This window comes from Pseudoalteromonas marina (assembly GCF_000238335.3).
Taxonomy (GTDB): Bacteria; Pseudomonadota; Gammaproteobacteria; order Enterobacterales; family Alteromonadaceae; genus Pseudoalteromonas; species Pseudoalteromonas marina.
The window spans coordinates 1-23875 of record NZ_AHCB03000012.1 but is presented as its reverse complement, the minus strand read 5'-3'; the positions used below and the strand labels follow the sequence as shown (position 1 = coordinate 23875).

The window sequence follows — 23875 nt, the reverse complement described above, 5'->3', positions numbered from 1 at the left end:
TGTGTGATTAAGCGATACTTGCCGAGAACTGCTGCAGCACTGACTGATAAGGCTTAATAAAGTGCTGCTCAGTAAATTTACCTTGCTCTACCGCTAATTGACCTCGCTCTGCGCGGTCATACACAATTTGCGTTAACGAATGGTCGTCATTTTTTAAATTCGGTTTATAACGGCTACCAGCGGCGGCGTTGGCGTTATAAATTTCTGGACGATAAATTTTTTGAAACGTTTCCATGGTGCTAATGGTGCTAATTAGTTCAAGGTTGCTGTAGTCGTTAAGTAGGTCACCAAAAAAGTAAAACGCTAACGGCGCAACGCTATTAGGTGGCATAAAGTAGCGCACTTGTAAGCCCATTTTTTTAAAGTATTGCTCTGTTAACGACGACTCATTAGGCTGATACTCTACGCCTAAAATAGGGTGTAAGTTTTCGGTTTGCTGATAGATTTTGTTATCAGACACGCTTAAACAAATAACCGGTGGCTTTTTAAAGTGCTGTTTATAGGTATTTGAGTTTACAAAGCATTTAAACAACTTGCCGTGTAAGTCACCAAAGTTATCGGGAATGCTAAATTGCGGTTTGCTTTTGTTATGCTCAAGTAGTAACACGCTAAAGTCGTAGTCGCGCACATACGATGAAAAGTTATTACCCACCATGCCTTCAATTCGCTCGTTAGTTTGGCGGTCAATAATATTGGTTTTTAATACCTCAATTGACGGAAATGCCTGGCCACTGCTAGTAATATCTAAATCAACCGAAATGATCTCGAGCTCAATCTCGTAACGATCCCCTTGTGAGTTATCCCAACTGGCCAGTGCATTAAAGCGGTTGTTGATCATTTTTAGGGTATTACGCAGGTTTTGTTGGCGGCTTTCACCCCTTGCTAAATTAGCGAAATTAGTCGTAATACGTGTGTTATTTGATGGATGGTAGTTTTCATCCAAGTTAGTGCTTTTAATAGTAAATGTAAGATCAGTGCTCATAGCCGTATCCTTTCAATTTGAGTGGTTACTGCTTTTATTAACTGGTTGTTAAACCGACATAACGGTTAAGCAGTAATGATGCTTTGCTGAGTTAATGAATTTATACGCGGTATGTAGCATGAAGAAAAACGGGTTTATTTCAGGTAAAACATGAGACAGATTCACGCTTGAGTGAATTCATTAAGTTAGCAATATTGATTAGTTGCTGATGAGGGGCAAAACTCAATTTAGACGTCTAGATCTCTATTTAACAAAGTAAGCTATGCATTTTATTCATATAAAACCTGAATAATATTCAACGCTTTTAGAACACGCTTATCGTTTGTACTGGTAGGTCTGATATTTAATAAAGTCTAATTAATTTAATGACTTAAAAGTAACAACCCACTTTAAAAATTTAATATAAAGCTAAATGAGGAAATGTTTATTTTTTAAATACAATTTAGTATTTAAAAATAGGGCGCTTAATTAAACACATTGATAACCACGTGACGAGTAGCGCTAAGCTTACGTTGTTTGAGCGTGCTTTATAAATTCATCGTAAATACTGTCTTTAATAAGCCTGTCGGGCGTAAAGGCATAATAATGCTGATAAACATTATCAATTGTACCTATATAGTTAACGTCGTAGTGACGCTCTACTTCGGCTTTTACCAAAATAGGCGCAGGGAATATGCCAAACCCTTGTTCACCTAACGACTTCATTAATGCGCTGTCGTCAACATGGCCAGCTATTGTCATTTCAATCTTGTGTTCTTGCAGCCAATAATACATAGCACGCGCAACGGGGCTTTCTTTTGCAGGCAGCACTAAAGGCTTGTTATTTAAAGATTGCGGAAACTCCTTATGTAACTGCGAATGCCATGTTTTGTTTCCAAAAAGAGCGATTTGGCTTTTGCCTATTTCATGGCAAAACGCCTTAAACGATAAAGTGGTATCGAGCGGTTTATCGGCTAACACTAAATCAAGCTTATGAATCGCCATTTGTGCAAGCAGTTCATCTTGTTGGCCATCAATACAGTGTAAGTTGGTAATACGGTCGTTATTAATTAAAGGGGCTAGCCACTTTGACACCAGTGATTTGGGCAACACATCTGAAATACCGACCTTTAACGTTCGTGAATAGTGCGTGGCATCACCTTGCGTGGTTTCGAGCCATTCGTGAGCAATAGCAAACATATCATTGGTGTACTGCTGTGTAACATGGCCAAACTCCGTTAACTTTAGGCCTCGCCCTTGGCGAACAAACAGTGGTTTTCCTAGTCGTTGCTCTAAGTTAGTGATTTGTGAGCTGACCGTTTGCGGCGTTAAATTAAGTATTTTACTCGCCGCTGCAACACTGCCGTGCTTACTTACTTGCCAAAAATAATATAAGTGATTGTAGTTGATGTTGGTAATCATTCGAAAATACCTGTTTTAAAGTAAGAAATAATCAGCTTTTTCCTTTGCCTCTAAGTTAGTAGATTACAGTCATGCCTGCAACATAGGTACTATTAAAAGGTGTAATTGCATGAAGCTAAAACTTACAGTTAAAAACAAGATAATTAACGCAAGTGAAAAGATGTCGCTTTTAAAGCTGATCAAAACACAATTGGCAAAACATGCTTTAAATATTCGCAAAGTGGAGATTCAAATAAATGATCTTTCGAGTGATCGCCACGGCACTTTGCAGCAGTGCAAAATTAATATTCTTGTACCTGGGCTACCCAGTATTAATGTAAATACAAAAGGACGAAGTATGCTGCAAGCGATAAAGCGGGCACTTAAAAGTTTGCAGCACATTCTCGTTAATAAGTATCAACCTTCGCAACCAAGCTCTTAATATCGCACTTGTAGTAGCAAGGAAGCTACTTTTTTAATACCTCTCTAATTCCAAGCTGTGTTTAGTATTAAACGATTCAATTATTACCTATTGATCAGTATTCTTGTTCCTTTAATCTTTAAATCCAGCTGTAACCCCCATTACATTTTGATTAAAAAGAGAGTGAAATTTTCAATTACCTAAATTCATAGTTTATTGTGAATTTATTAGGTTCATGCCTATTAACTTACTAATTCACAAAATACTGTGAATTTATCCTTTAGTGAGTTAACTTTCGTAATAATTCACAAAGTATTGTGAATTATTAGCTTTCCTGTACTATTTTTACTATTATTCACAAAACACTGTGAATTTTGGATGGATTATGGAAGTCACGATAAAGTCAGCAAAACAATTAGGTAAATTGGCAAGCATTGTGAGAAAAAGCCAAAAGCTTGACCAAAAAACTGCGGGAGATTTCTCCGGTATTAGTATTAATACAGTAAGTGATTTTGAAAATGGCACAGGATCGTTATCGATTGGCCGCGCGTTTGATTTAATGGAAGCTTTAGGTTTAGAGGTAAAAATAGATGTGGTTGTACCTCAACATGATGAAAAGGCTAAAAATAAATTACTAATGCAAATCCAGACAATAGTATAGTAACAATCAAACAGCAGCGGCGAGGTTCATTCGGTATATGTCTTCGTTGCGTTTATTGATTTAGATTACTCACCTCCACACTGAACATATGAAGGGTTTTATTTATACGCTCATCTTTTCAAGCTGAGGCTCACAAATATCAATGCTATCTCTTGACTACATAGCTCAAAATTATGGCCTTAGTATTATTCGGCATTTAATTAAGAGAATCGCTCTTCTGCCTAACTTCAATAGTAGTTATAGCATTGTTAAGCTCAACTATTAGTTCTTTAAAAACCCCTTTTTGTAGACGCCCAGGTATATGTTTCCGCTTTAAATCCAATTGCTTGGAAAGTTGCTTTATAGCAGGTAATTCTAATTTATCTTTTTCTGGGTTATTAACTATAAGGTATCTTCTTCTAATAAAACCTACGAACTCAGCTATTTCCATCACGGTCCATTGAGCAATGGCTTCTGCGAGTATTCCGTGATCAATACTATGGAAAAATGGCTGATTTTCAATATGGCATTGAGGTTTATGAATAGTCTTTCGCCAATCTTTTAAGAAGCTTTCTGTAATAGAAGCTTCATGCTTAGATTTAGAGCGTTGATATATTTTATTAATGGCTTGCTCAAAGCTAGCCGTCCTGATTTGATTAGATGAGTAATCTCTAAAATTTAGGCGAGAGTTATTTACTGTGTCTAGATCTATAACCCCATCTTCTAAAACTCTTGTTTCTAGCTTATTAGTAAGCTTAGGTATATTAGCGTCTTCAAAGTACCCTCGTTCATACATAAACAAATATGTATCACAACATATTATCCAATCTGACCAATTTACATTGTTCATGGTAAAGAGTAATTCCTCCAACTGCTCAATACCCAGCTCAAATTCGTCTTCAGTAGTAAAACTATAAAATGTGTGAGATTTAAAAATATCTATGGGATTAGATGGTCTAGGTAGTTGAAATCGCTTAATGAACTCTTCATCACTGAGTTCAGGTACAAGGTTAGTAAAACAGTATTCTGCCAAAACATCGATAAAAGGCAAGCCGTTAAGCAGTGAACTTAATTGATCGAACAAAGCTTTTTGCCGCAGCTCTTCTTCGGAAAGCTTCTCCACCTGAGGCTGGTCTTTTTTACGGGCTATTGCTGCTGTCAATTGGTGGGTTCGCCACTTATCAGTATTACTTAGTATTAAAACAAAATCTTCCCAATTTAATTTGTTAGAGTAACAATAAAGCGTCAGAAGAAGAATATGTTGGGTTAACATTTCGGCACTACGCCTTTGATCTATTTCTTCGATATCGCCAACTCTTTTCATTAATTTTATGATTCTGTTTATGGCTCGTTGAAGCACTCGTAAATTATTGATATCTACATTAAACGATTGTGCTTGGTTAATAGTTTGAAAAATTACCTTTTCCACCGCAGGCTCTAACACGTCATTATAAATTTGATTAATAATGGTAAGCAGCTCTTCAGTCGTTCTAGTCAGTTTGATTACGTCACTGAAAGACTTTTCAACTTTGTTTTTATCTTTTAATGCAGCCACGTTTGCTACTGCAATGATTTTTATTTTGTTATTTTCAGCAAATCGTAAGCAGGTTCCCATTATGTCTGCAATTAGTTTTTCATCTGTTAATCGTTCTAAGTCGTCTACTACAAGCGTAACATCTTTCATATTTTGGATTGCTTTTTGACGAAGAAATCCTGTAGTACCAGATATGACGCCCTGAATAACTCCCGCTTCACTAGTATCAGCACCACACATACGAGCGAGCTTGCCACTTAAACTAGTTAAACCATCAAGGTACTTGGAACCTTCTTTTTGATTGGAGATATAAAGTGAAACGATTTGATCCTGAAATTCTGTGACGTTTTGTATGCCGAACACTGAGATGTAATGATAATCACCAAATTCTTGAGGAGCAGATTCAATCAACGGGCGTAACTCATTATCGATTAAGTAAGTTTTACCTATCCCCCAAGCGCCATCAAGTAAAACAATTGGAGGGTGACTAGAGTCCTTTAGCTGCTCAATAATTTGTTTTGTTGCTTTGCCTGTCATGATTACTCTCAATAAATTTGATTCTATTTAGTATAATTTATCGAGACTGGTTTATACAGAGGCCAAAAAAGATAGGAGTCATGATGTCGCTTGTCATTAGCGTCAACTACTTTGCCAATACTACAAATTTTTGTTGGGTTTCGTTGCAGTCTACCCAACCCACCGTAACTAAAAACCTTTCACCTTTAACCTTTCAACTCAGCTGTAAACCCCCGTTACATTTTGATTAAAAAAGCCGCACACTAATAATGAGTGTGCGGCTTTAGTATTTTACTTTTTAAAGCGGTTACTTGGTTAGTAAGTGCTTTTCAAAAAAGTCAGCCATCATAGTATGGTAATGCAAGGTAGTGCCTTTGCCTTCACGTAAGCTGTGTGAGCGGTTTGGGTATGAGAAAAACTCAAACTGCTTATTATGCTTTACAAGCTCGTCAATTAATCGCTCTGAGCCTTGGTAATGCACGTTATCATCACCTGTGCCATGGATAAGCAGTAGCTTACCGGTTAGGTTTTTAGCAAAGGTAATCGGCGAGGTGTTATCGTAACTCTCTGGGTCTGTATTTGGGTTGCCCGCATAACGCTCTTGGTAAATGGTGTCGTACAAACGAATGTCTGGCACAGGTGCTGAGGCAATGCCCACTTTAAATTTATCACCGTGGCGGAATAACAAGTTAAGGGTTGAACTACCGCCCCCAGAGTGTCCCCACACGCCAACGCGGTCGGTGTCGATTACATCCCAGCGTTTAGCCATAGCATCTAGGGCGTCTACTTGGTCTTTCACGGTAATTGAGCCAATTTTTTTATAAATCGATTTGCGCCAATCGCGGCCTTTTGGTGCACGTGTACCACGGTTATCAACCGATGCCACAATAAAGCCTTTTTGCGTTAACAGTGATTTATACAAGTAACTGTTGCCTTCCCAGCGGTCTTGCACAGTAGAGCCCCATGGTTCGCCGTATACGTAAAACACAATTGGGTATTTTTTACTTTTATCCATGTTCTCTGGGAACATAATGTAGCCGTCAAGCTCGGTGCCATCTTGCGCGTTTACTTTAAAAAATTCATGCTTTGGTAAGCTTTGCTCAGCAAGCTTTTGTTTGAGCTTTGTATTTTCAACTAAGGTTTTTACATTACTATGATCGCTTACTTTAATGATCTCTTTAGTCGGTGGCGTTCCAAATTTTGAGTAAGTATGCATTGCCCATGAGGCATCTTTTGACATGTAATAGCTGTTTGAGCCTTCAAAATCAGCAGGTGTAACCCGTGCCGGTTTGCTGCTGCCATCAAGCGGTGTGCTGTATAAATAACGCTGACCAGGATCGTTTGGCGAGGCAATAAAATACATCACGTTTTTGTCTTCATTAATGCTCAGCATATCAATAATGTCGTAATCGCCTGGGGTTAGGTCGATAATAGTTTTGCCATCGCGCGATACACGATAAAGATGACGCCAACCGTCGCGCTCACTGTGCCAAATAAAAAACTCGCCGTCTTTTGACCAGTTTGCTTTGTAAAACCATTCGATAAACGCATCGTCTTTGTCTTCTAAAATTTTAGTCAGTTGCTGCTTTTGCCAATCAAACAACCACACTTTGTTATGGCTTTGTGGGCGGTTTAAGTCTTGGATCATTAATTCCTTACCAGTGCCTGCCCAGCTAATACGCGGAATATAACGGTCGCGGTTATCGCCTTCAAGCTCAGCCCAACGGGTTTGTTTATCAGCAAGGCTTACCACACCAACACGCACGGCAGAGTTGGTTTCACCCGCTTTAGGATAAGGGAACTCTTTAAGAGTAGGGTAGAGCTTATCGGTGTTGTTGATCATAGTGAAAAATTTAACGTCACTGGTATCAAGCTGCCAATAGGCGATTGATTTGTTGTCTGGGCTCCAACGAAAACCATCGGCAATAGTAAACTCTTCTTCGTATACCCAATCAAAGTTACCGTTAACAATGGTGGCACTGCCATCGGTTGTGAGCGCAGTTACATCGTGATTGCCAACCGCTTGCATATAAATATTGTTGTCGCGTACGTAAGCCACTTTTGAGCTATCTGGCGAGAACTTAGCAAACATTAACGAAGTTGGCTCAACGTCTTTACCACCTAATTGCTGTAGTTGGTTAGTCTCAAGGTTAAGTAACCAAAAGTCGCCTCTGCTGCGTGAGCGCCAAACTTGCTCGCTGTTGGTAAATACCATCAGCCACTTACCGTCTTTTGACCATTGGTAGCTTTCGATTGCAAATGGCTCGTCTGCGCCCTCTGGCAATAGCTTTTCAAACTCAACTAATACTTTACGGCCTGTGCCGTCAGCATTGTAAAATACAATGTCATTGCCTTTTACGCCGTGTTCTTTTTCATCATCGGCGTTGTTATCGTCTGCTTTTTCTTTTTCGCTTTCGCGCTCTTCAAGTACGGTATAGCCGGTACCATCGTCTAGCCACTTAAAGTAAGTGCTTCGCTGGGTTTTAAATTCTTTATCTTTATAAATTTGCGCGAGTGAAAGTGGCGTGTCTATTTCAGACGAGGCTAAAGTAGATGGGGTATTTTGAGTCATAGAACAACCAGATAAAGACAGCCCCGCTAATATAGAAAAAGCAAGCACTGAGGTTTTAAGTAATTTCATGTGAGTCCCTAAAGTGGTATTTACTTACCGCTATTATTTTATGAGTTTTGCAATAAGTTGATTTAGTAATACATACTTGTATTACCAACCTTAATTTAACAAAATTATTGGCTTTATATCAGCACACTTATCGCAAAATAGGTACATTTAAGCCGTATTGCTTTTAATAATAAACAATATTTCACTTTTGACTAACTTATCAGCCTTGGTTAGGCAGTAATGTGAAGTTAAGGCGTATTTAAATATTTTTGTGCCATGTGTACTGCATTTGCTTTGCTGTAAGTTTTGCAAGTTCAGGGCTTATATGTTCAGCGACTAAATGTAAGCTCATATCGATACCTGCCGAAATACCCGCCGAGGTTGTAAACTTATCATGCTTAACCCAGCGCTTATTACTTATTACGTTGAGTAAAGGAAACATCGCAGCTAGGTCGTTTATGTCTTCCCAGTGAGTTGTTACATTTTTACCATTTAATAGCTCTGCCTTTGCTAATAAAAATGCGCCAGTACATACCGATGCAACGACAGGAGCTAACTGAGCTGTGCGCTTTATCCAATCAATAACAGGTGCTTTAGTAAGCTCATTATTGTGAACACCGCCAACCACTAACAATAAATCTATAGGAGGATGATCAGCAAAACTGTAATGGGGGTTTACACTAAAACCACCTCGCGCATTGACAGGCTGATTATGTTGCGCGACTAAAAATATATTCCACTCGTTTTTAGCTAAACGTTGAGCAGTACTAAATACTTCAAATGGGCCTGAAAAGTCGAGTACTTCAGCATCATCATATATATAAATACCTATGTTCATTTAGCGTTCCTTCTATTTCAAACGTTTAAATTAGCATGTTTTACATAAAAAAAGCCCACTATTTAAGGGGAAAAAGCGGGCTTAGGGTAGTCATTTAAAGCTTTATGTATAGCTATTTTTTAGCGTTTAACTTAACAGCTTCAATTTTATAGCTGTATTTGTAGTCTAACCATGGGAGCTCATATTCGTACAAGGGTTTACTACCCCACGAATCCGTTCCACCCACACCACGCTGCTTGTAATCTATATTTACAAAAATGTACGGGGCTTTGGTTAAATCTGATGGGTGCATATTGCGCCTATTAACTTGTTCAGTACTCTTATCGTAGTCGTGCATATCGTAGAAAGATGCATTAAAGCCAATTAAGGGATCGCCAGAGAACTTAACACCAATTCCTTTATCATCATAAAACGTAACGTACCTTACATCCGTTTTGTGACCGTTTTCTTGCGGGCGAACATACGGTACACGTAAAGAGTCAACGTCAGATTGATATAAGCCAACAAAAGCCGATGACTTACGATCGTCGTAGTTTTCGTGAGGCCCTCGGCCATACCACTGTACGTTTTTAAAGTTCTCGTTCACAACAAACTGCATACCTAATCTGGGTAAGGCTGAGTACGAATTATGAGGTGCAGCATAAAAGTAAACATCTACATCAACTACGCCATTGCCATTTATTGTGTATGTTGTGAAGTACCGACTTTCAACGTTATTTAATGTGTGCTCTGTTTCGACTTTGTATTGTGTTGAGGATACTTTTTTACTACTAAAACTAGTCAGTGTTGTATTTGATCCCGCGTGTTGCCACACAGCAAACGAGTCACCATATCCCTTTTGCGGTAAATCATTATCGGTAGGCGCACGCCAAAAGTTAGGCTGCACAGGTTGGTCTACACTATTGGCTAGTAATGGCTTTCTAAAGACATTAATTTCATTTAATAAGCCTGTTTTTTTGTTAAACGTAAATTGAGCGTTTTTAGTAGAAAAAGCTAAAGAATTTTCAGAATCCTTTACTTTTAACGAGGCTGATTTTGTATTATTAGTCAGTGCAAAGCCTGTTAATGCTAGTTGCTCTGACGCAACCACATGACCCGTTGGCAATGTATTTTTAGCCTTTTTGAGAACGGCTTGTACATTTAAAAAATATTCAATTCCTGCTTTTAGTTTTGTTTTAATTGGCAAACTAACACGCTGAGATGTTTGTGGTTTGGCATTAATACCAAGGTTAGCACCTTGCTCGACTTCAACACCGTTGGCCATTAGCTGCCATGACAAAGTAAAGTCAGACAGGTCGGCAAAAAACTGTTTGTTAATTACGCTTATTTCGTAAGGCGTTTTGCTCGTTAACTCAAAGTCGATGTTTTGCTGTACTTGTTTAACCTCCCACAAATAAGGGTAGGGCGTTCTGTCGGCGTATACTAACCCATTTGCAGCAAAACTTTTTGCGCTTACTGCAAATGGAGGCTCTAAGTCGCCACCATATGCCCAAAAAAGCTCACCTTTACTGTTTTTCATGGCAAAAGTTTGATCGACCCAATCCCAAATAAAACCACCTTGTAACTGTGAGTATTTTTCAAAGGCCTGCCAATATTCTTCAAGGTTACCTAACGAATTACCCATTGCGTGTTCGTATTCAATTAAAATCATGGGTCTTGATACATCATGCATTGTTTTAGCATAGCGAATAGCCGATTGGATTGGCGCATACATTTGACCGTATACGTCGGTGTGGCGCCTTAACTGTGCTTGTTCAGATACAACTGGAAACCCTGGGGCTTGACGCTTTAGCCAATCGTACGACGCCTCTAAATTAATACCATCGCCCGATTCATTACCCAGTGAGCGCATTACAACCGATGGATTATTTTTAGAACGGTGATACATGTTTGAAATGCGATCTATGTATGCATTTTGCCAACTAAGCTTATTTACCAAGTGTGCCGAGGGGTCGTACTTACCTTGGTTTGCGGCTCCCATTCCATGTGACTCAATATTAGCTTCGTCCATTACGTATAAGCCATATTTGTCTGCAAGGTGATAAATGTACGGATCTTGCGGGTAATGAGCCATTCGTATTGCATTAATATTAAAGGCCTTCATTAATGCAACGTCTTTTTCCATAGACTCTTTAGAAACGACGTGCCCTGTTTCTGGGTCGTGCTCGTGTCTATTTACACCTTTAAATAAAACTGGTTTGCCGTTAACTAAAATATTACCATTTTTTAATTCACTGCTTCTAAAGCCTATTGATTTTCCAATCCACTCAACAACCTTATCATTACTATTACGTAAGCCTATTTTTAATTTATAAAGGTTAGGAATTTCAGCACTCCAAGGCAGTACATCATTTACTTTAAACACTGTTTTTACTTGCGTACTTTGTTGTTTTTTTATTTTAGGAACTGACAATGTTTTAGTACTCATTACCTTATCGTTTGCGTCTAAAAGTGAAACAAGTAAGTCAAAGTTAGTTTGGGTTTGCTTAGTGTGGTTTTGTACTGTTGTGGTTAGCGTTAGTTCACCGTTTGTGTAATTGTCAATCAAAGTGGTATTAGCTTCAAAATCACTTATACGCACTTTTGGCGCTGCATATAAATATACATCGCGCTCAATACCACTCATACGCCACATGTCTTGGCATTCAAAGTAAGACCCTGTTGAATAGCGGTAAACTTGTAATGCTAAAGTATTTTCACCTTTAGAAACGTATGGCGTAATATCAAATTCGGCGGCAGTTTTAGAATCTTCTGAATAACCAACTTGCTGACCATTTACATAAATATAGAACGCAGACTTTACCGCCCCAAAATGAATAAGGATTTGTTTGTTATTCCAGCTTTCGTCGATGTTAATTATTTTTCGGTATGAGCCAACAGGATTATAGTAACGCGGCAGCTCAATTTGCTCAGTATTAGGTATTAAACAGTAGTGAGAGTGATAAAAAGGAGAACCGTAACCATTTAGCTCCCAATTGGCAGGGACGGCTATTTCATCCCAGCTTGCGTCATTGAAGGTTACTTTTTCAAATCCATTTGGTTTTCTACTAGGCGAGTCAACCCAGTTAAACTTCCACTGCCCATTTAGTAATTTATAACTATCTAACTGCCAAGGCTCTAGTGTAAATGCGTTTTGCTCATTTGCTGTAGGATAATAGAACGCGCGGGGTGGGAGTTTATTTACTCTAAATATACTTGGATCCTGCCAAGCCTGAGCAACTTGCTGTTCTATTGCAATGCTTGGCAAGCTAGTTATTAATAAATAAAGTCCCCCAAAGCATAGAAGCTTTTTTAGATAACCTTTAAGCCGCATCCTGTTCTCCTTTAATTTTTTTATCATATAAATATGCTAATTAAACTTTAGCGTATTTTTAACAATTAAGAAACCTAATTAATAGAGACTACAACGGCGGCTATGGGGACTATTTCTAATCAACTAAGTGTCAGACTATTCAATATAATGTTGTTTATAGCGCTTTGTTAATTTAAGAGATCTAATTTGGTCGCAAATTAAAGTAAACACTGATGATGCATTTACTTTCGCAGCTTTGCCTTGTCCCATACGGCGAATTTGCCTTTTTACTAATGCCATGGTGGCAAGGCCTGCTATGGTTTTATCTTTAATCTGAACGTTTGGCGCTGCGGGAATAAACTCGGGTTGTTTTTGCCAGATACTGACTAAATCAGGTTTATACGCAAGTGCTGTTGCAATACCGGCCAAAGCTACGCCAGAATCAATAACATTATTAGCCACTGATAGGCGACTAATACCACCCGTGGTCATAATAGGAATACTGGATTGTTCACTAATTGTTTTGGCAAATTCTAAAAAGTACGCTTCACGAGCGAGTGTACGTTCGTCGGCCGTTTTACCTTGCATGGCGGGTGCTTCGTAACTACCGCCCGAAAGCTCAACAAAATCTATATTTAAGTCACTTAATAGAGTAATTACTGCTTGGGCGTCGCTAGGTTCAAATCCACCGCGCTGAAAATCAGCCGAATTTAGCTTAACCGATACCGAAAAGTTATTTGCGCAACTAGCCTTAATCTTTTGCGTTATTTGTGTGAGTAAACGCGCTCGATTTTCAAGGCTACCACCGTATTTATCATCACGCTTATTGGTTAAAGGCGATAAAAACTGTGCTAATAAGTAACCATGAGCCGCATGTATTTGCACGCCATCGAACCCTGCCTTTTGTGCTTGTAATGCCGTATTTGTGAATCGCTCAATCACATCATCAATTTCATTGTGTGTCATTGCTTTTGGCTGGCCAAATAAATAAGAGTGTTTTCCCATGCTTAATGCCACATTGGAGGCTGAAAGCACCTTTCCCCCCATTTTTTTAAACACTTGACGACCTGGGTGATTAATTTGCATCACAATTTTACTGTCGTTTTGCTGGCCTAAACGCGCAAGCTCCGCAAAAGGCGTTATATCGGTATTATGCTCAAGCGCAAGGCCACCGGGGCCAGTCATAGCTAAGTGATCAACCATTACATTACCGGTAATAATTAAACCAACCCCGCCCTTAGCCCATGCGTTATAACAATTTTTAAGTACTTGAGAGGGGGTGAGATCGGCATCTGCTAGGTTTTCTTCCATGGCCGCTTTTACTAGCCTATTTTTTAATACTAAACCACTAGGTAAAGTAACCGATGTAAATACGCTCTGTTGTTGATTTTTTGGCATGTTTGTAACCGTTTAAATTGACATTAATGCCACTATAACTTTAAAGTCAGCTTTAAGGTCAAGGCAGTATTTATAACTAATTTAGGACCACTATGAAAATAAGTGAGCTTGCAAATCTTGTTGGCGTTGCCCCCAGTACAATTCGTTATTACGAAGGTAAAGGTTTATTACCGAAAGGCAGCCGCAACAGTAATGGTTATAGGCAATACGAGCATTCAAGCATTGAGCAAATAAAAATGATTAAGTTTGCACAAAGTTTAGGGTTTTCGTTAGAGGAGATACCCACATTAAAAACGCCAGAAAATGATCTGGATCACACTGTTATTATTGAGCGTTTGCAGCAAAAGCAAAACGAAGCGAATGCGCTGATTGCTCAGCTGCAAAAAAAGTCGCAGCGTATTGGTGATTTAGTCACGCAATTAAATGCAAGCTGGTCAAATGGACAATGTTTAACACAACAACAAATGAGTGACTTATTGGATGAGGTTCAGTTTTAACGGTTAGGTGCTTTGATGTGTGTTAAGAATACCCAAGCAAAAAACACCATAAACACAAAATCGTTGATACCGTAAATACTGTAAAAAATCCCCGCGAATACATCTTTATCGTAAACGTCATCAAGGTTATTGTTTGCTAACCATAATGACCAAGCAACAACATAAACCAGTTTTTCAATTACAAATGCACCAGCTAACCACTTTATATTTGAGGTAATAAAAGCACTAGCCAAATATGCTAAGCCCCATATAACAATCATTAACAAGCCAAAATTAGACATAACAACAGGGTCTAGTTCGTTTATCATGGAATTTGTAAAAAACCGCGAGAACAGTAAAACACCACCTATATTCATGGCCGCAGCCATAATAAAACCAAATTTAATTAGTTTATTTTTTGTCATGTTTTTCTTCCTATCAGGCTTATTAATTAAAGCGGAAAACTAAATCACATATTTTGTTAGTGAACTTCAAGCTGCATTGCTGTTTTTAAAATACCATGTCCGGGCAACCACTGTTTATATTCAGAAAAGCCATATTTTTTATATAAATTTATTGCTGGCGTATTTGCTACAGCCGTTTCTACTATAGCTTTATTATACGTATGCAAAGTAAGCGCATGAGCAATTAGTTTACCTGCGATTCCTTTTTTAAAGTAGCGAGGGTGCACTGTTAAGCTTTCGATACTTAAGCACTTATTTTTTACTGTAATTTCTATGACCCCCGCAAGCGTACTCTCATAATAAAAACCATAAAATAGCGCGTTGCTGCGCACAATGGCATGCTGCGTTCTACTAAGAGGGGGAAAATGTTCAACCTTTATTAAAAGCGCCTCTATTTTATAAGCACATTGAAAAACGTTATAAATTTGCTCGGCGACAGAAGGAACTGCATTTTTTAGTTGAGTGATCATTTTAATTGCACTTATTTATTTTTAGATACTGCAGCTATTGGGAAAAATGAATTATTAATTGGTATATTCAATTAGCTCTTCAACGTATAAATACCCTTTTTGACGCTGAGTTAACTTAATGAATGTTTTTAGTGTTGGTGCATACAAGTGTATGTCTTGTGTGTCGGCTGAATAGCCTCTCGAATTAGTAATTTTACCAGTGTACTCAATGGTGTAGGCTTTATATGTGCCCGCCTCTACTTTTTCATCTTTAAAAGAGACAACTTTAGCGTTTTGAATTGTTGAGCCTTTGGTGCCATCTTCGCTTTCCCAGTGCTCTTCAAATACCCATGTTTTACCTACATATAACGGCCAATAATAACGAGAGGTTTTACTGTTATTTGGTTTTGTTAATACCTTTAGTAACGTAGTTCCCTTAGCAGTTAACATACTAAGTGCGCCATTTTCGCTGACTATTTGTTTAGTATCGGTGCCTTGTGCACGTATTTCATTGCTAGGTGTTACCCCTTTATATTTCCATACCCACTTCTCCCCTTCACTATAATCAGCTTCTGTTGGCTGATACGCTTTTTCATTTGAAGCTTGGGCAAAAAAGCTTAATAGGCTTAAGGCAAAAATAATAATTTTAGCGTTCATTCGCGTTGTTCCTTTTATTGATTTTTGTATGTGTGTTCAAACCAAATAATTAGGTGTATTGACATAAAAAAAAGTGTGAGCAATAGCGCTTACAATTTATAAGCGCTTTTATAAAGCTAAAAGGACTAATCTAACTCTAACTGTGCTCGCTCTACGCTCTCGTTGGGCAACTCTTTTTGAACAGATACACCAAGCTCTTTAAATTCGGCGGCTTGTTTAATTAAGTTTCCCTTACCTCGGTAAAGCTGAGAAAAGGCCTTGTCGTAACTTTCTTTTGCTCGGTCTAATTGCTTACCAACACCTTCCATGCTGAGTAAAAAGCCATTTAATTTGTTGTAAAAGCGCTCTGCACGATTTGCCAGTTCCTTTGAATATTTAGTTTGCTCTTCAAAACGCCACAGCTGTTTAACAATATTTAAACTGGTTAACAGCGTAGTGGGAGTAGCGACCAGAATGTTTTTTTCTATCGCTTGTTGATAAATATCACTTTGATATTTAAGCGCCTCTACAAAGGCTGACTCTATAGGTACGAACATAATGACAACCTCAGGTGAATTTAACCCAGGGAGGCGGTCATATGACTTACTGGCTAGTTCGTTTATTCGAGCCGTAACTGCATTTACATGCTCTTTAATAGCTTGATTAGCATCAAGTTCATTTTCAGCATTTACATAACGGGTGTAGGCATTAAGGGATGTTTTTGCATCTATAACTAAATGTCGCTCTTGTGGTAAGTACACTACAACATCTGGGCGCAAACGACCGTCCTCGGTATTAAACGACACTTCGCGTTTGTAATCGGTACCCGCGCGTAAGCCTGCGCTATCGAGTACATTTTCGAGCATGAGTTCGCCCCAGTTACCTTGGGTTTTCTTTTGCCCTTGTAAGGCGTTACTTAGCTTATCGGCTTGCTCGGTGATGGATTGGCTTTTGGCTTGTAAGTGTAAAAGCTCAGTTTTTAATTGTGCACGCTGTTTTAAGTCCTCAACATGAATTGATTCCATTTTATCTCTAAAGCCTTTTAACTCACCTTGAACGGGTTTAAGCAGTTGTTCAATACTTTCTTGGTTAGTCACTTTAAAGCTTTGGGTTTTTTCATCGAGGATTTTATTGGCTAAATTTTCAAACTCTTTTTTAAGTACGTTTTTACTTTCTTCTATTTGGGCTAACTGCGCAGTAAAGCTTTGCTGCTTTTGCTCAAGCATAGTTCGCATGGAGTTAAGCTCTACATCGCGTTGATTATATTGTGCACGCAACTGCGTTATTTCTGTTTCGGCTTTTTGCCAAAACTGATTGTATTGCATGCTTTGCTTTTCTTGTTCACTGCAACGCGTTTTAAAATGCTGCGCTTCGTCGCGCTGTTCTTGGTGGCTATGCTCAAGCAACTCATGTTCATCTTGTAAGGCGCTAAGTTGCTCAGCTTTGTTATCGAACTGACTTTGTAATAAAGAGAGTTGCTGTTGTTGCTCGTTAATTGTTTTTTTTAATTTTCTGCGAGGCAAAACACCAATAACACTATAAAGCACAACACCTGCCGTAAACCCTGCAGCTGTGCTTACCCAATCAATTTGGGTGAGTATTTGAGTAATCATAAAATAAACTTATAAAATTTATGGACATGCCATCATAACGAATAAGTTTGAGTAGAAGTAGGGGGTAACAAATAACAGCCATAAAAAAAGCCAGTTCAAATGAACTGGCTCAACCATTACTAAATAAGTAACACAACAGGGGAATCAACATGAAAACTTGAATTAACTGCAATTAATCAACAAGCACAATAGTAGACGCCCTGTTTTGAATTAAGTTCATTAAAAGATCAAATTATTTTAAAAAAACTGATTATTGGCAAATAAAGCATTAAACGGTAAAAATTAAACATAAAAAAAGCCAGTTCAAAGTGAGCTGGCTTGATCATTACTAAATAAGTAACTAAATAGGGGGGAATCAACATGAAAACTTGTGTTAACTGCAATTAATCAACAAGCATAATAGTAGACGCCCTGCGTTCAAATAAGTTCAAAAAAAGATCAAATTAATTTAAATAACTTTAGCCCCGACTAATAAGCAACTAAACACTAAAAACAGGCATAAAAAAAGCCAGTTCAAAATGAACTGGCTTAATCATTACTAAAAATTAGTAACTAAATAGGGAATCAACATGAAAACTTGTGTTAACTGCAATTAATCAACAAGCATAATAGTAGACGCCCTGCATTTAAATAAGTTCAAAAAAGATCGCACTAATTTTAAAATAAATTAATTTTTTATAAGTGACAGCATTTGTTGCTCATCGAACTGTGTAAAACTCATTGATTTGTCTGTAAATAATGCATCAACAAGTGCTTGTTTATCTTCTTGCATTTTAAATACTTTTTGTTCAATTGAATGACTCATAATCAACTTATAAACAAAAACTGGGTTTGTTTGCCCAATGCGATAGGCACGATCGGTGGCTTGTTTTTCTACTGCGGGGTTCCACCATGGATCGAAATGAATAACCGTATCGGCTTGCGTTAAATTAAGCCCAGTGCCGCCTGCTTTTAAGCTAATTAAAAAAACAGACGTTTTGCCACTGGTAAACTCATCAATAACTTTATCGCGATGGCGAGTTTGGCCTGTTAATAAACTAAAGTTAATGTCCAAGTCAGTTAATTGCTTTGCAATTAAATCTAACGCTGATGTAAATTGGCTAAATATAATTACTTTACGCCCCAAATTTAGCATTAAAGGGAGGTGAGTAGATAACCATTCTAATTTTGCAGACCCGGCTTGTGTATCGGGTTCAATGAGCTTTGGATGACAACAAATTTGTCTTAGCTTCAGTAAAGCCTCTAAAAAGGCAAGTTTACTTTTTTGAACGCCTTGCTCAGCAAATAGATCTATGAGCTTTTCTTCAAGGGCACGTGTTATCCCTTGATACATTTCTTTTTGTTTAGGCTCAAACTCAAACTCTTTAGTTATTTCTGTTTTTTGCGGCAGTTCTTGCGCCACTTGTGCTTTTGTTCGGCGCAATATAAACGGCATTATGAGTGCTTTTAATTGCTCTGCACGCTGCATGTCGGACTCACGCTCAATAGGCGTTTGAAAATGTTGTTTAAAATGAACCTGAGAGCCTAAAAGAGAGGGCATAGCAAAGTCGAGTAAAGACTTGAGTTCAAGCAAGTTGTTTTCGATTGGGGTACCGCTTAAGCACAATTTAAAATCAGCATTAAGACGTTTTACCAATCGAGATACTTGCGCCGTGTCATTTTTAATATATTGCGCTTCGTCTAGCACTATGTTTTCAAAAAAAAGCGGTGAATAATAAGCTATATCACGTTTTAACAAAGGGTAAGTAGTCAGTATGCACTGTGCTTGCGCTAGGTGTTGCAGTGGCTCGTTACGATTAGACCCAAATATGGTGGTTACCTTTAATCCTTTGGTAAATTTAAGTATTTCGTTTTGCCAGTTACTCACTAAACTGGTTGGACACACGATTAGTGTAGGACCTGCCTGCGGACGATTGTACGTACTCGTTAAAAACGCAATGACCTGCAGTGTTTTACCCAACCCCATATCGTCAGCTAAAATGCCACCAAGTTTGTGGCGTTTTAAAAAACTAAGCCAATCAACACCTTGCTGTTGATACTCTCTAAGTTCGACAGACTCATTTAAACCATGCAGCGATACGCTCGGCATTGTTTTATGTGTACTGTTAAGCTCCTCAAGATAGAGCTCGAGTGAGTCGTCGTGCAGCTCAACATTAATTGCAGTGTGTTTTACAAGTTCTGGCAAATACGAAAGCGGTATATTGAATTCGTCACGTGTTTTTACAAACTCAAAACGTTGCTTAAAATCAGACAAAACGTTCATGGCTGACTTATTAATAACACCAAATTGGCGGCCAACAGGGTAGTAATGAAATAACTGACTTTGTCGATTTAACGATTGATAAAGTGAATCTTCGTTGCTAAAAAGTTGTGAAAGCTTGCTGCTGTTAATAAGCACTTTACAGTGCATTTGATGCCCTGCAGCTCTATTCGCAATCAATGTAACTTCACTTTGCGGATTGGCGATATCCATCTTACCAATAGTTACTTTCCAACCATGCTCTTTAAAGCTCGGAAATACCTCGTAAGTTAACCAATGCAAATGAATTGCTGATTGCTTATTAAAAGTAAACTCACTTTGTAAACCCCCTTTACAAAACTCAAAACCTAAATTAACAAGCTCATTGGTTACTGTGTTTTCAAACGCGCTGTTAATTAAATTATTTGGCGCTGTACCTGCGGGGTAATGTTTATTTTTATACTTAAATGATAAAGACAGCCTTAAACCAGCCTCTTCCATAGTCACTTTAATTACTGCATTACTCGCTGTATGCGGTAAAACAGATTGCGTATTGGTAGGATGGGGAATAACACCCGCACCAAAGTTATCTGCAAGCTGTTTATAAATACGGTCGAAATTAGGGCTGTGTATTGCAGGCATGGTTTGTAAGTGGGCTATTTCATCGCCACTTAACGGTGTGCGTATACGGCCAACTTTTAAGTGGTCAAGGTCAAGGTATGTAGGAGGTGTAGTTTTGAGTACCGCCCAATTTTTACTTTGTTCTAAATTAACGACTAATTTTGTAAGCTCTTTTTCTTGTTGCCAATTAAAACTAAGCGCCTGGCCACTTTGAGGCTTTATTGCAGTTCGAGAACGATGCAAAAATAAGCGCTCGGTTGCAATCAACTGCTGTAACGCACTAAATCCCCATTGACCTTTTAACTCGAGACTACCAACTGCATTTTGTGAACGAATCCAACTATAAAGTCTAAAGTCGCTTTCAAGTAAATCATTTGGCGTTATAAAGCTATTTAATTGCTGGTCTGTTAGATTGCGCCCTAAGGTATAATTTTGGTCTTTATCGAAATTAGCTATTTTAGGAGATATAAATACTTTTTTATTTTCAACACTTAACACAAAAAGTAATACTTGAGACGGTGTTGTTGATTCGGTACTTTTGAGTGTACTTAATTCACTGAACCAATCATTTATAAAATAGTCTTCGCCATACTCACCAGAGTGCTCAATTTTAAGCTTTAACAAAATGGCTGCTAGGTGTAGGCATTTTGATTTAATATTACACGTACAGTGGGTATCAACAGAATAACCCGTTGGTAATTTACTGATCTCGATTCGCTGATTATAAGAGGCGCCGGTATCACTTTGAACGGTTGAGTCTATCACCGAAAAGTCACTGTTATGTTCTAACCAGGCGATTTTACCATTTTTATAATACGCTTTACCCTTTGCCAACACATTTGGCTTAAACAGTTTATTTATAAAACGCTCAGAAAGAGGAAACTGGGTAGCCTGCTCATTTTTAATTTCTTCAAAAATAGCCAGTAAATCATTTTTTGATAAGTTAGCAGACATGTCACTCAAAGGATTAATTTTTTAAAATAATTTTCCCAGTATATGCCTTATAAGCGCTGAGCTAAAGCACTATTCACAGTAATGTAAACTGGTTGGAGTTGATAGGTTAGTAAAAATTCGGTTTATGATGTTAAACAGCAGCGTAATAAAAAAACAAACAGTAACCCACAAATAACAAACAAAATATAAACACCTTACACACAGCGTAGGGGCTTTACAGATCATAATTTTACTAAGAGATAAGATAATGACAGAAGAAGGACCAGGAAATGGATAGTAGTTAGTAAAAAAATGATCTCATTAAGGCTATTTAAGTAAAACAGCTATAACAACACTAATATAGATCAAATTTTTACTAACTAGACAGACTACTAGATCATAGTTTAACTAACTGATAGGACCAAGCAGATCGTTATTTTACTAACTAATTAAATGCACTTAATAACTTAGTCAACTGCTCTAAGCGTTTGTCGGTCATTACTTTATTATTAATCTTAATCGACACATCGCCACTTTTTAAGTTTCGTTGCAACATGACATACTCGTTTTCCAACACAGCTTCTTTCTTTGAAGGTGCTTGAGGTTCAGCAGTCAATAACTTAGTGATAGCCATAGCACGCTTGTCGTCACTTGTGATGGCGTTTACCTCAGCGTTACTAGCAACATTAGCTACTAACAGGTTAAAGCTCTCAGCATCGCGCTCCTTGGCAATAACAAGCTTTTTAGCGACTTCTCTACCAACGTGATTTGCTGTTGGGTACAAAGCAATAACAGAAGACGGTATTTGCTCATACGCTTTTATTGCATCTGCAATTGCTGTGTGGGATACACCTTCAATGGCTGCAATTTCGCGATACGATCCTTTTTTACCTTGTTCAAGAAGTTCGTTTTTGGTTTGTTGATAAGCTTGACCTAATTCCCACAAGCTGGGTGCTATATATTGGTCAGACGAAACAGCTAAAATTTTAGCATCTTGCTCTGTGAAATCGCTTGAACTTAAAACAAGATAATCTGCTTTACCTAAAATACACGCCATTCTGCGGCGAGAACCAGCGAGTACTAAACTTGTATCTCCTTGCTCCCAAAGCAGAGCTGGATGCTGATTTCGTCCATCTTCACGAATAGCAGGAAGAATATCCGACACCGATTTTTCGTTTAAAAGCGACTGAACACGACGGTTTTTGCCATAAACATGAGTCGTTTTTTCAATATCAGCATGTGAAATTACTTTACAAACAAGGGTAATTTGTCGCGAAGAATCACTCGGTGCCGGCATTTTAATTACATCGCCAGCATTAGCTTGTTCTAAAAGCGCATCAAGGCTGCTATTTCCTACAGCTGTTGCAAATGGGTCTAAGCGGGTGTCGTTTTTACGTTTTTTAGCCATTATTATTTAACATCCTTACTTAGGTGTATTTAATTTTGATTGAGTAGACTGCCAATTGGATCTGATCAGCATTTCAAGTTCGTCAACAACATCTTTAATATTTTCTTGTGCTCGCATAAGAGACTCGCGACTTGCTAAACTGTCTGATGCTTTTTGATCAAAAATGGTATTAAACGATGATGAGCTCGCCGTGATAGCTGAACTATGGTTAATTGGGTAACTCATTACTTGGCGACCAAAAGCACTACGTACATCTTTAACAATGTCACGTTGTGAATGGTTACCTTTTACGTAATTAGTAACTAAAAACTGCATAAAGTCCCAACCTTCATGGCCAAGTGCGGCAACAGTATGATAAATCTCACCTAAACGTTTTAAATATTTATTATTAGCATCAAAATCAACAGCTTCTGGATGAACAGGAATTAACATAGCTGTAGATGCCATTAATGCATTATAAAACATAAAGTTGAGGGTAGGGGCAGTGTCGATTAGTAATATGTCGAACTCGTCTTTTACCGGATCAATTACTTTTTCGAGTAATTTATGATAATGACGTGTTTCTTCATAATTTGATGTGTCTTTGAGTAAAGTGGCGGTTTCGTGTTCAAAGTAAAAGTCATCCATACCGGAAGGTAAAACACGAATATTAGGAATATGTGTTGGTAAAAATGAACTTGAAACAAATTCTGGCCAGGTTTCACCGTCGTCTAAGTCGATACAATCGCGCATTAGATCTCCGACAGTAATGGGATCGTGTTCACTCGATGGGAAAAAACTCGATGAAGAACCTTGAGGGTCTAAATCTATAATCCCAATTCGGTATCGCTTAATATTAGTGGTGGCAAGTGCCGCTGCAATATTAACCATACTGGTTGTTTTGCCACAGCCCCCTTTGAGTGAATTAATAACAATAACTTGTAGTTTATCACTATCAGAACGGTGATCTGGCTTTATGTCCATAATATCTGCCATTGCAAATATATTAACCAATGTGTAAGCATAATGGCCGTTAGCGCCCCGTTTGATATTCAAATCGTCAAAGTCGCCATTATCATGACGACGTTTTAGTGTACGATTGTTACATCCTAATAAATCAGCGGCTGCTTTTTGGGTGTATGTTCTTAATTCTTTCTCTTCTGATTTAAGATGAGCGCGATAATGTTGAATACGTCCTTCTAATGACTTTTCAGCAACTTCGGCAGTTGCTTTTAAAAGTCGATAGGTATCAAGCGCATTATTGTTAATTGACATACTTTCCTTCCTCAAAGTTAAGCAATTAGTATAATGTCCATTCAAATACCTGTAAACAACTATTTATGACGACATGTGTTTTAAAAAGAAGACATCATAATATAAATTTACACCTTTAATATTGCTTAGTATAAATAAAGAAGTTTAAAGGTGGTTAAATA

The 23875-nt window shown here is 38.1% G+C and carries 17 protein-coding genes; 3 read left to right on the top strand and 14 right to left on the bottom strand.

Annotated features, from left to right (window positions below):
- Positions 1–7 precede the first annotated feature (7 nt).
- Positions 8–982 (bottom strand): DUF1852 domain-containing protein, encoded by a 975-nt coding sequence (locus PMAN_RS16035; RefSeq protein ID WP_010556147.1) that lies wholly within the window; start codon positions 980–982, stop codon positions 8–10.
- Positions 983–1489: 507 nt separating this feature from the next.
- Positions 1490–2383 (bottom strand): transcriptional activator NhaR, encoded by an 894-nt coding sequence (nhaR, locus tag PMAN_RS16030; protein ID WP_010556148.1) that lies wholly within the window; start codon positions 2381–2383, stop codon positions 1490–1492.
- Between the two features lie 109 nt (positions 2384–2492).
- Between nhaR and PMAN_RS16025 the strand changes: the two genes are divergently transcribed.
- Both PMAN_RS16025 and PMAN_RS16020 read left to right on the top strand, forming a co-directional pair.
- Entirely contained in the window at positions 2493–2804 is a 312-nt protein-coding gene (locus PMAN_RS16025; protein ID WP_008130547.1) for a hypothetical protein, read from the top strand.
- Positions 2805–3168: 364 nt separating this feature from the next.
- The gene (locus tag PMAN_RS16020) at positions 3169–3444 is read left to right on the top strand and encodes a helix-turn-helix domain-containing protein (RefSeq protein WP_010556149.1); all 276 of its coding nucleotides are present in this window, start codon (positions 3169–3171) and stop codon (positions 3442–3444) included.
- A gap of 196 nt (positions 3445–3640) precedes the next feature.
- Here the strand turns inward: PMAN_RS16020 and PMAN_RS16015 are convergent, their stop codons facing one another.
- The 5 genes from PMAN_RS16015 to PMAN_RS15995 form a co-directional block, all read right to left on the bottom strand.
- A complete protein-coding gene (locus tag PMAN_RS16015) occupies positions 3641–5494 on the bottom strand; it encodes a P-loop NTPase fold protein (protein WP_010556150.1) in 1854 nt (617 codons plus the stop codon).
- 286 nt (positions 5495–5780) lie between these two features.
- Positions 5781–8114: a S9 family peptidase gene (locus tag PMAN_RS16010; protein ID WP_010556151.1), complete on the bottom strand. Its 2334-nt coding sequence runs from the start codon at positions 8112–8114 to the stop codon at positions 5781–5783.
- A 238-nt stretch (positions 8115–8352) separates the two neighbouring features.
- Positions 8353–8931 carry a DJ-1/PfpI family protein gene (locus PMAN_RS16005; protein ID WP_010556152.1) on the bottom strand — a complete coding sequence of 193 codons (579 nt, stop codon included), beginning with the start codon at positions 8929–8931 and terminating at the stop codon, positions 8353–8355.
- 112 nt (positions 8932–9043) lie between these two features.
- Positions 9044–12244, bottom strand: coding sequence for a glycoside hydrolase family 2 TIM barrel-domain containing protein (locus PMAN_RS16000; protein WP_010556153.1), 3201 nt, complete (start codon positions 12242–12244; stop codon positions 9044–9046).
- A gap of 135 nt (positions 12245–12379) precedes the next feature.
- Positions 12380–13621 (bottom strand): NADH:flavin oxidoreductase/NADH oxidase family protein, encoded by a 1242-nt coding sequence (locus PMAN_RS15995; RefSeq protein WP_010556154.1) that lies wholly within the window; start codon positions 13619–13621, stop codon positions 12380–12382.
- A gap of 92 nt (positions 13622–13713) precedes the next feature.
- On the opposite strand from PMAN_RS15995, the gene PMAN_RS15990 reads away from it, so the two are divergent.
- Positions 13714–14118, top strand: coding sequence for a MerR family transcriptional regulator (locus tag PMAN_RS15990; protein WP_010556155.1), 405 nt, complete (start codon positions 13714–13716; stop codon positions 14116–14118).
- Here the strand turns inward: PMAN_RS15990 and PMAN_RS15985 are convergent.
- The 7 genes from PMAN_RS15985 to PMAN_RS15955 form a co-directional block, all read right to left on the bottom strand.
- Positions 14115–14522, bottom strand: coding sequence for a hypothetical protein (locus PMAN_RS15985; protein ID WP_010556156.1), 408 nt, complete (start codon positions 14520–14522; stop codon positions 14115–14117). The two genes, PMAN_RS15990 and PMAN_RS15985, sit on opposite strands and share 4 nt — an antisense overlap.
- A 56-nt stretch (positions 14523–14578) precedes the next feature.
- Entirely contained in the window at positions 14579–15031 is a 453-nt protein-coding gene (locus tag PMAN_RS15980) for a GNAT family N-acetyltransferase (protein ID WP_010556157.1), read from the bottom strand.
- Between the two features lie 54 nt (positions 15032–15085).
- On the bottom strand, positions 15086–15667 hold the full coding sequence (locus tag PMAN_RS15975; RefSeq protein WP_010556158.1) for a hypothetical protein: 582 nt from the start codon (positions 15665–15667) through the stop codon (positions 15086–15088).
- Between the two features lie 125 nt (positions 15668–15792).
- Positions 15793–17259 (bottom strand): DNA recombination protein RmuC, encoded by a 1467-nt coding sequence (locus tag PMAN_RS15970; protein ID WP_010556159.1) that lies wholly within the window; start codon positions 17257–17259, stop codon positions 15793–15795.
- A 667-nt stretch (positions 17260–17926) separates the two neighbouring features.
- Entirely contained in the window at positions 17927–21073 is a 3147-nt protein-coding gene (locus tag PMAN_RS15965) for a DEAD/DEAH box helicase (RefSeq protein ID WP_010556160.1), read from the bottom strand.
- A gap of 424 nt (positions 21074–21497) precedes the next feature.
- Positions 21498–22460 carry a hypothetical protein gene (locus tag PMAN_RS15960; RefSeq protein ID WP_008131808.1) on the bottom strand — a complete coding sequence of 321 codons (963 nt, stop codon included), beginning with the start codon at positions 22458–22460 and terminating at the stop codon, positions 21498–21500.
- A 15-nt stretch (positions 22461–22475) separates the two neighbouring features.
- The gene (locus PMAN_RS15955) at positions 22476–23714 is read right to left on the bottom strand and encodes an AAA family ATPase (protein ID WP_006793244.1); all 1239 of its coding nucleotides are present in this window, start codon (positions 23712–23714) and stop codon (positions 22476–22478) included.
- Positions 23715–23875 lie beyond the last annotated feature (161 nt).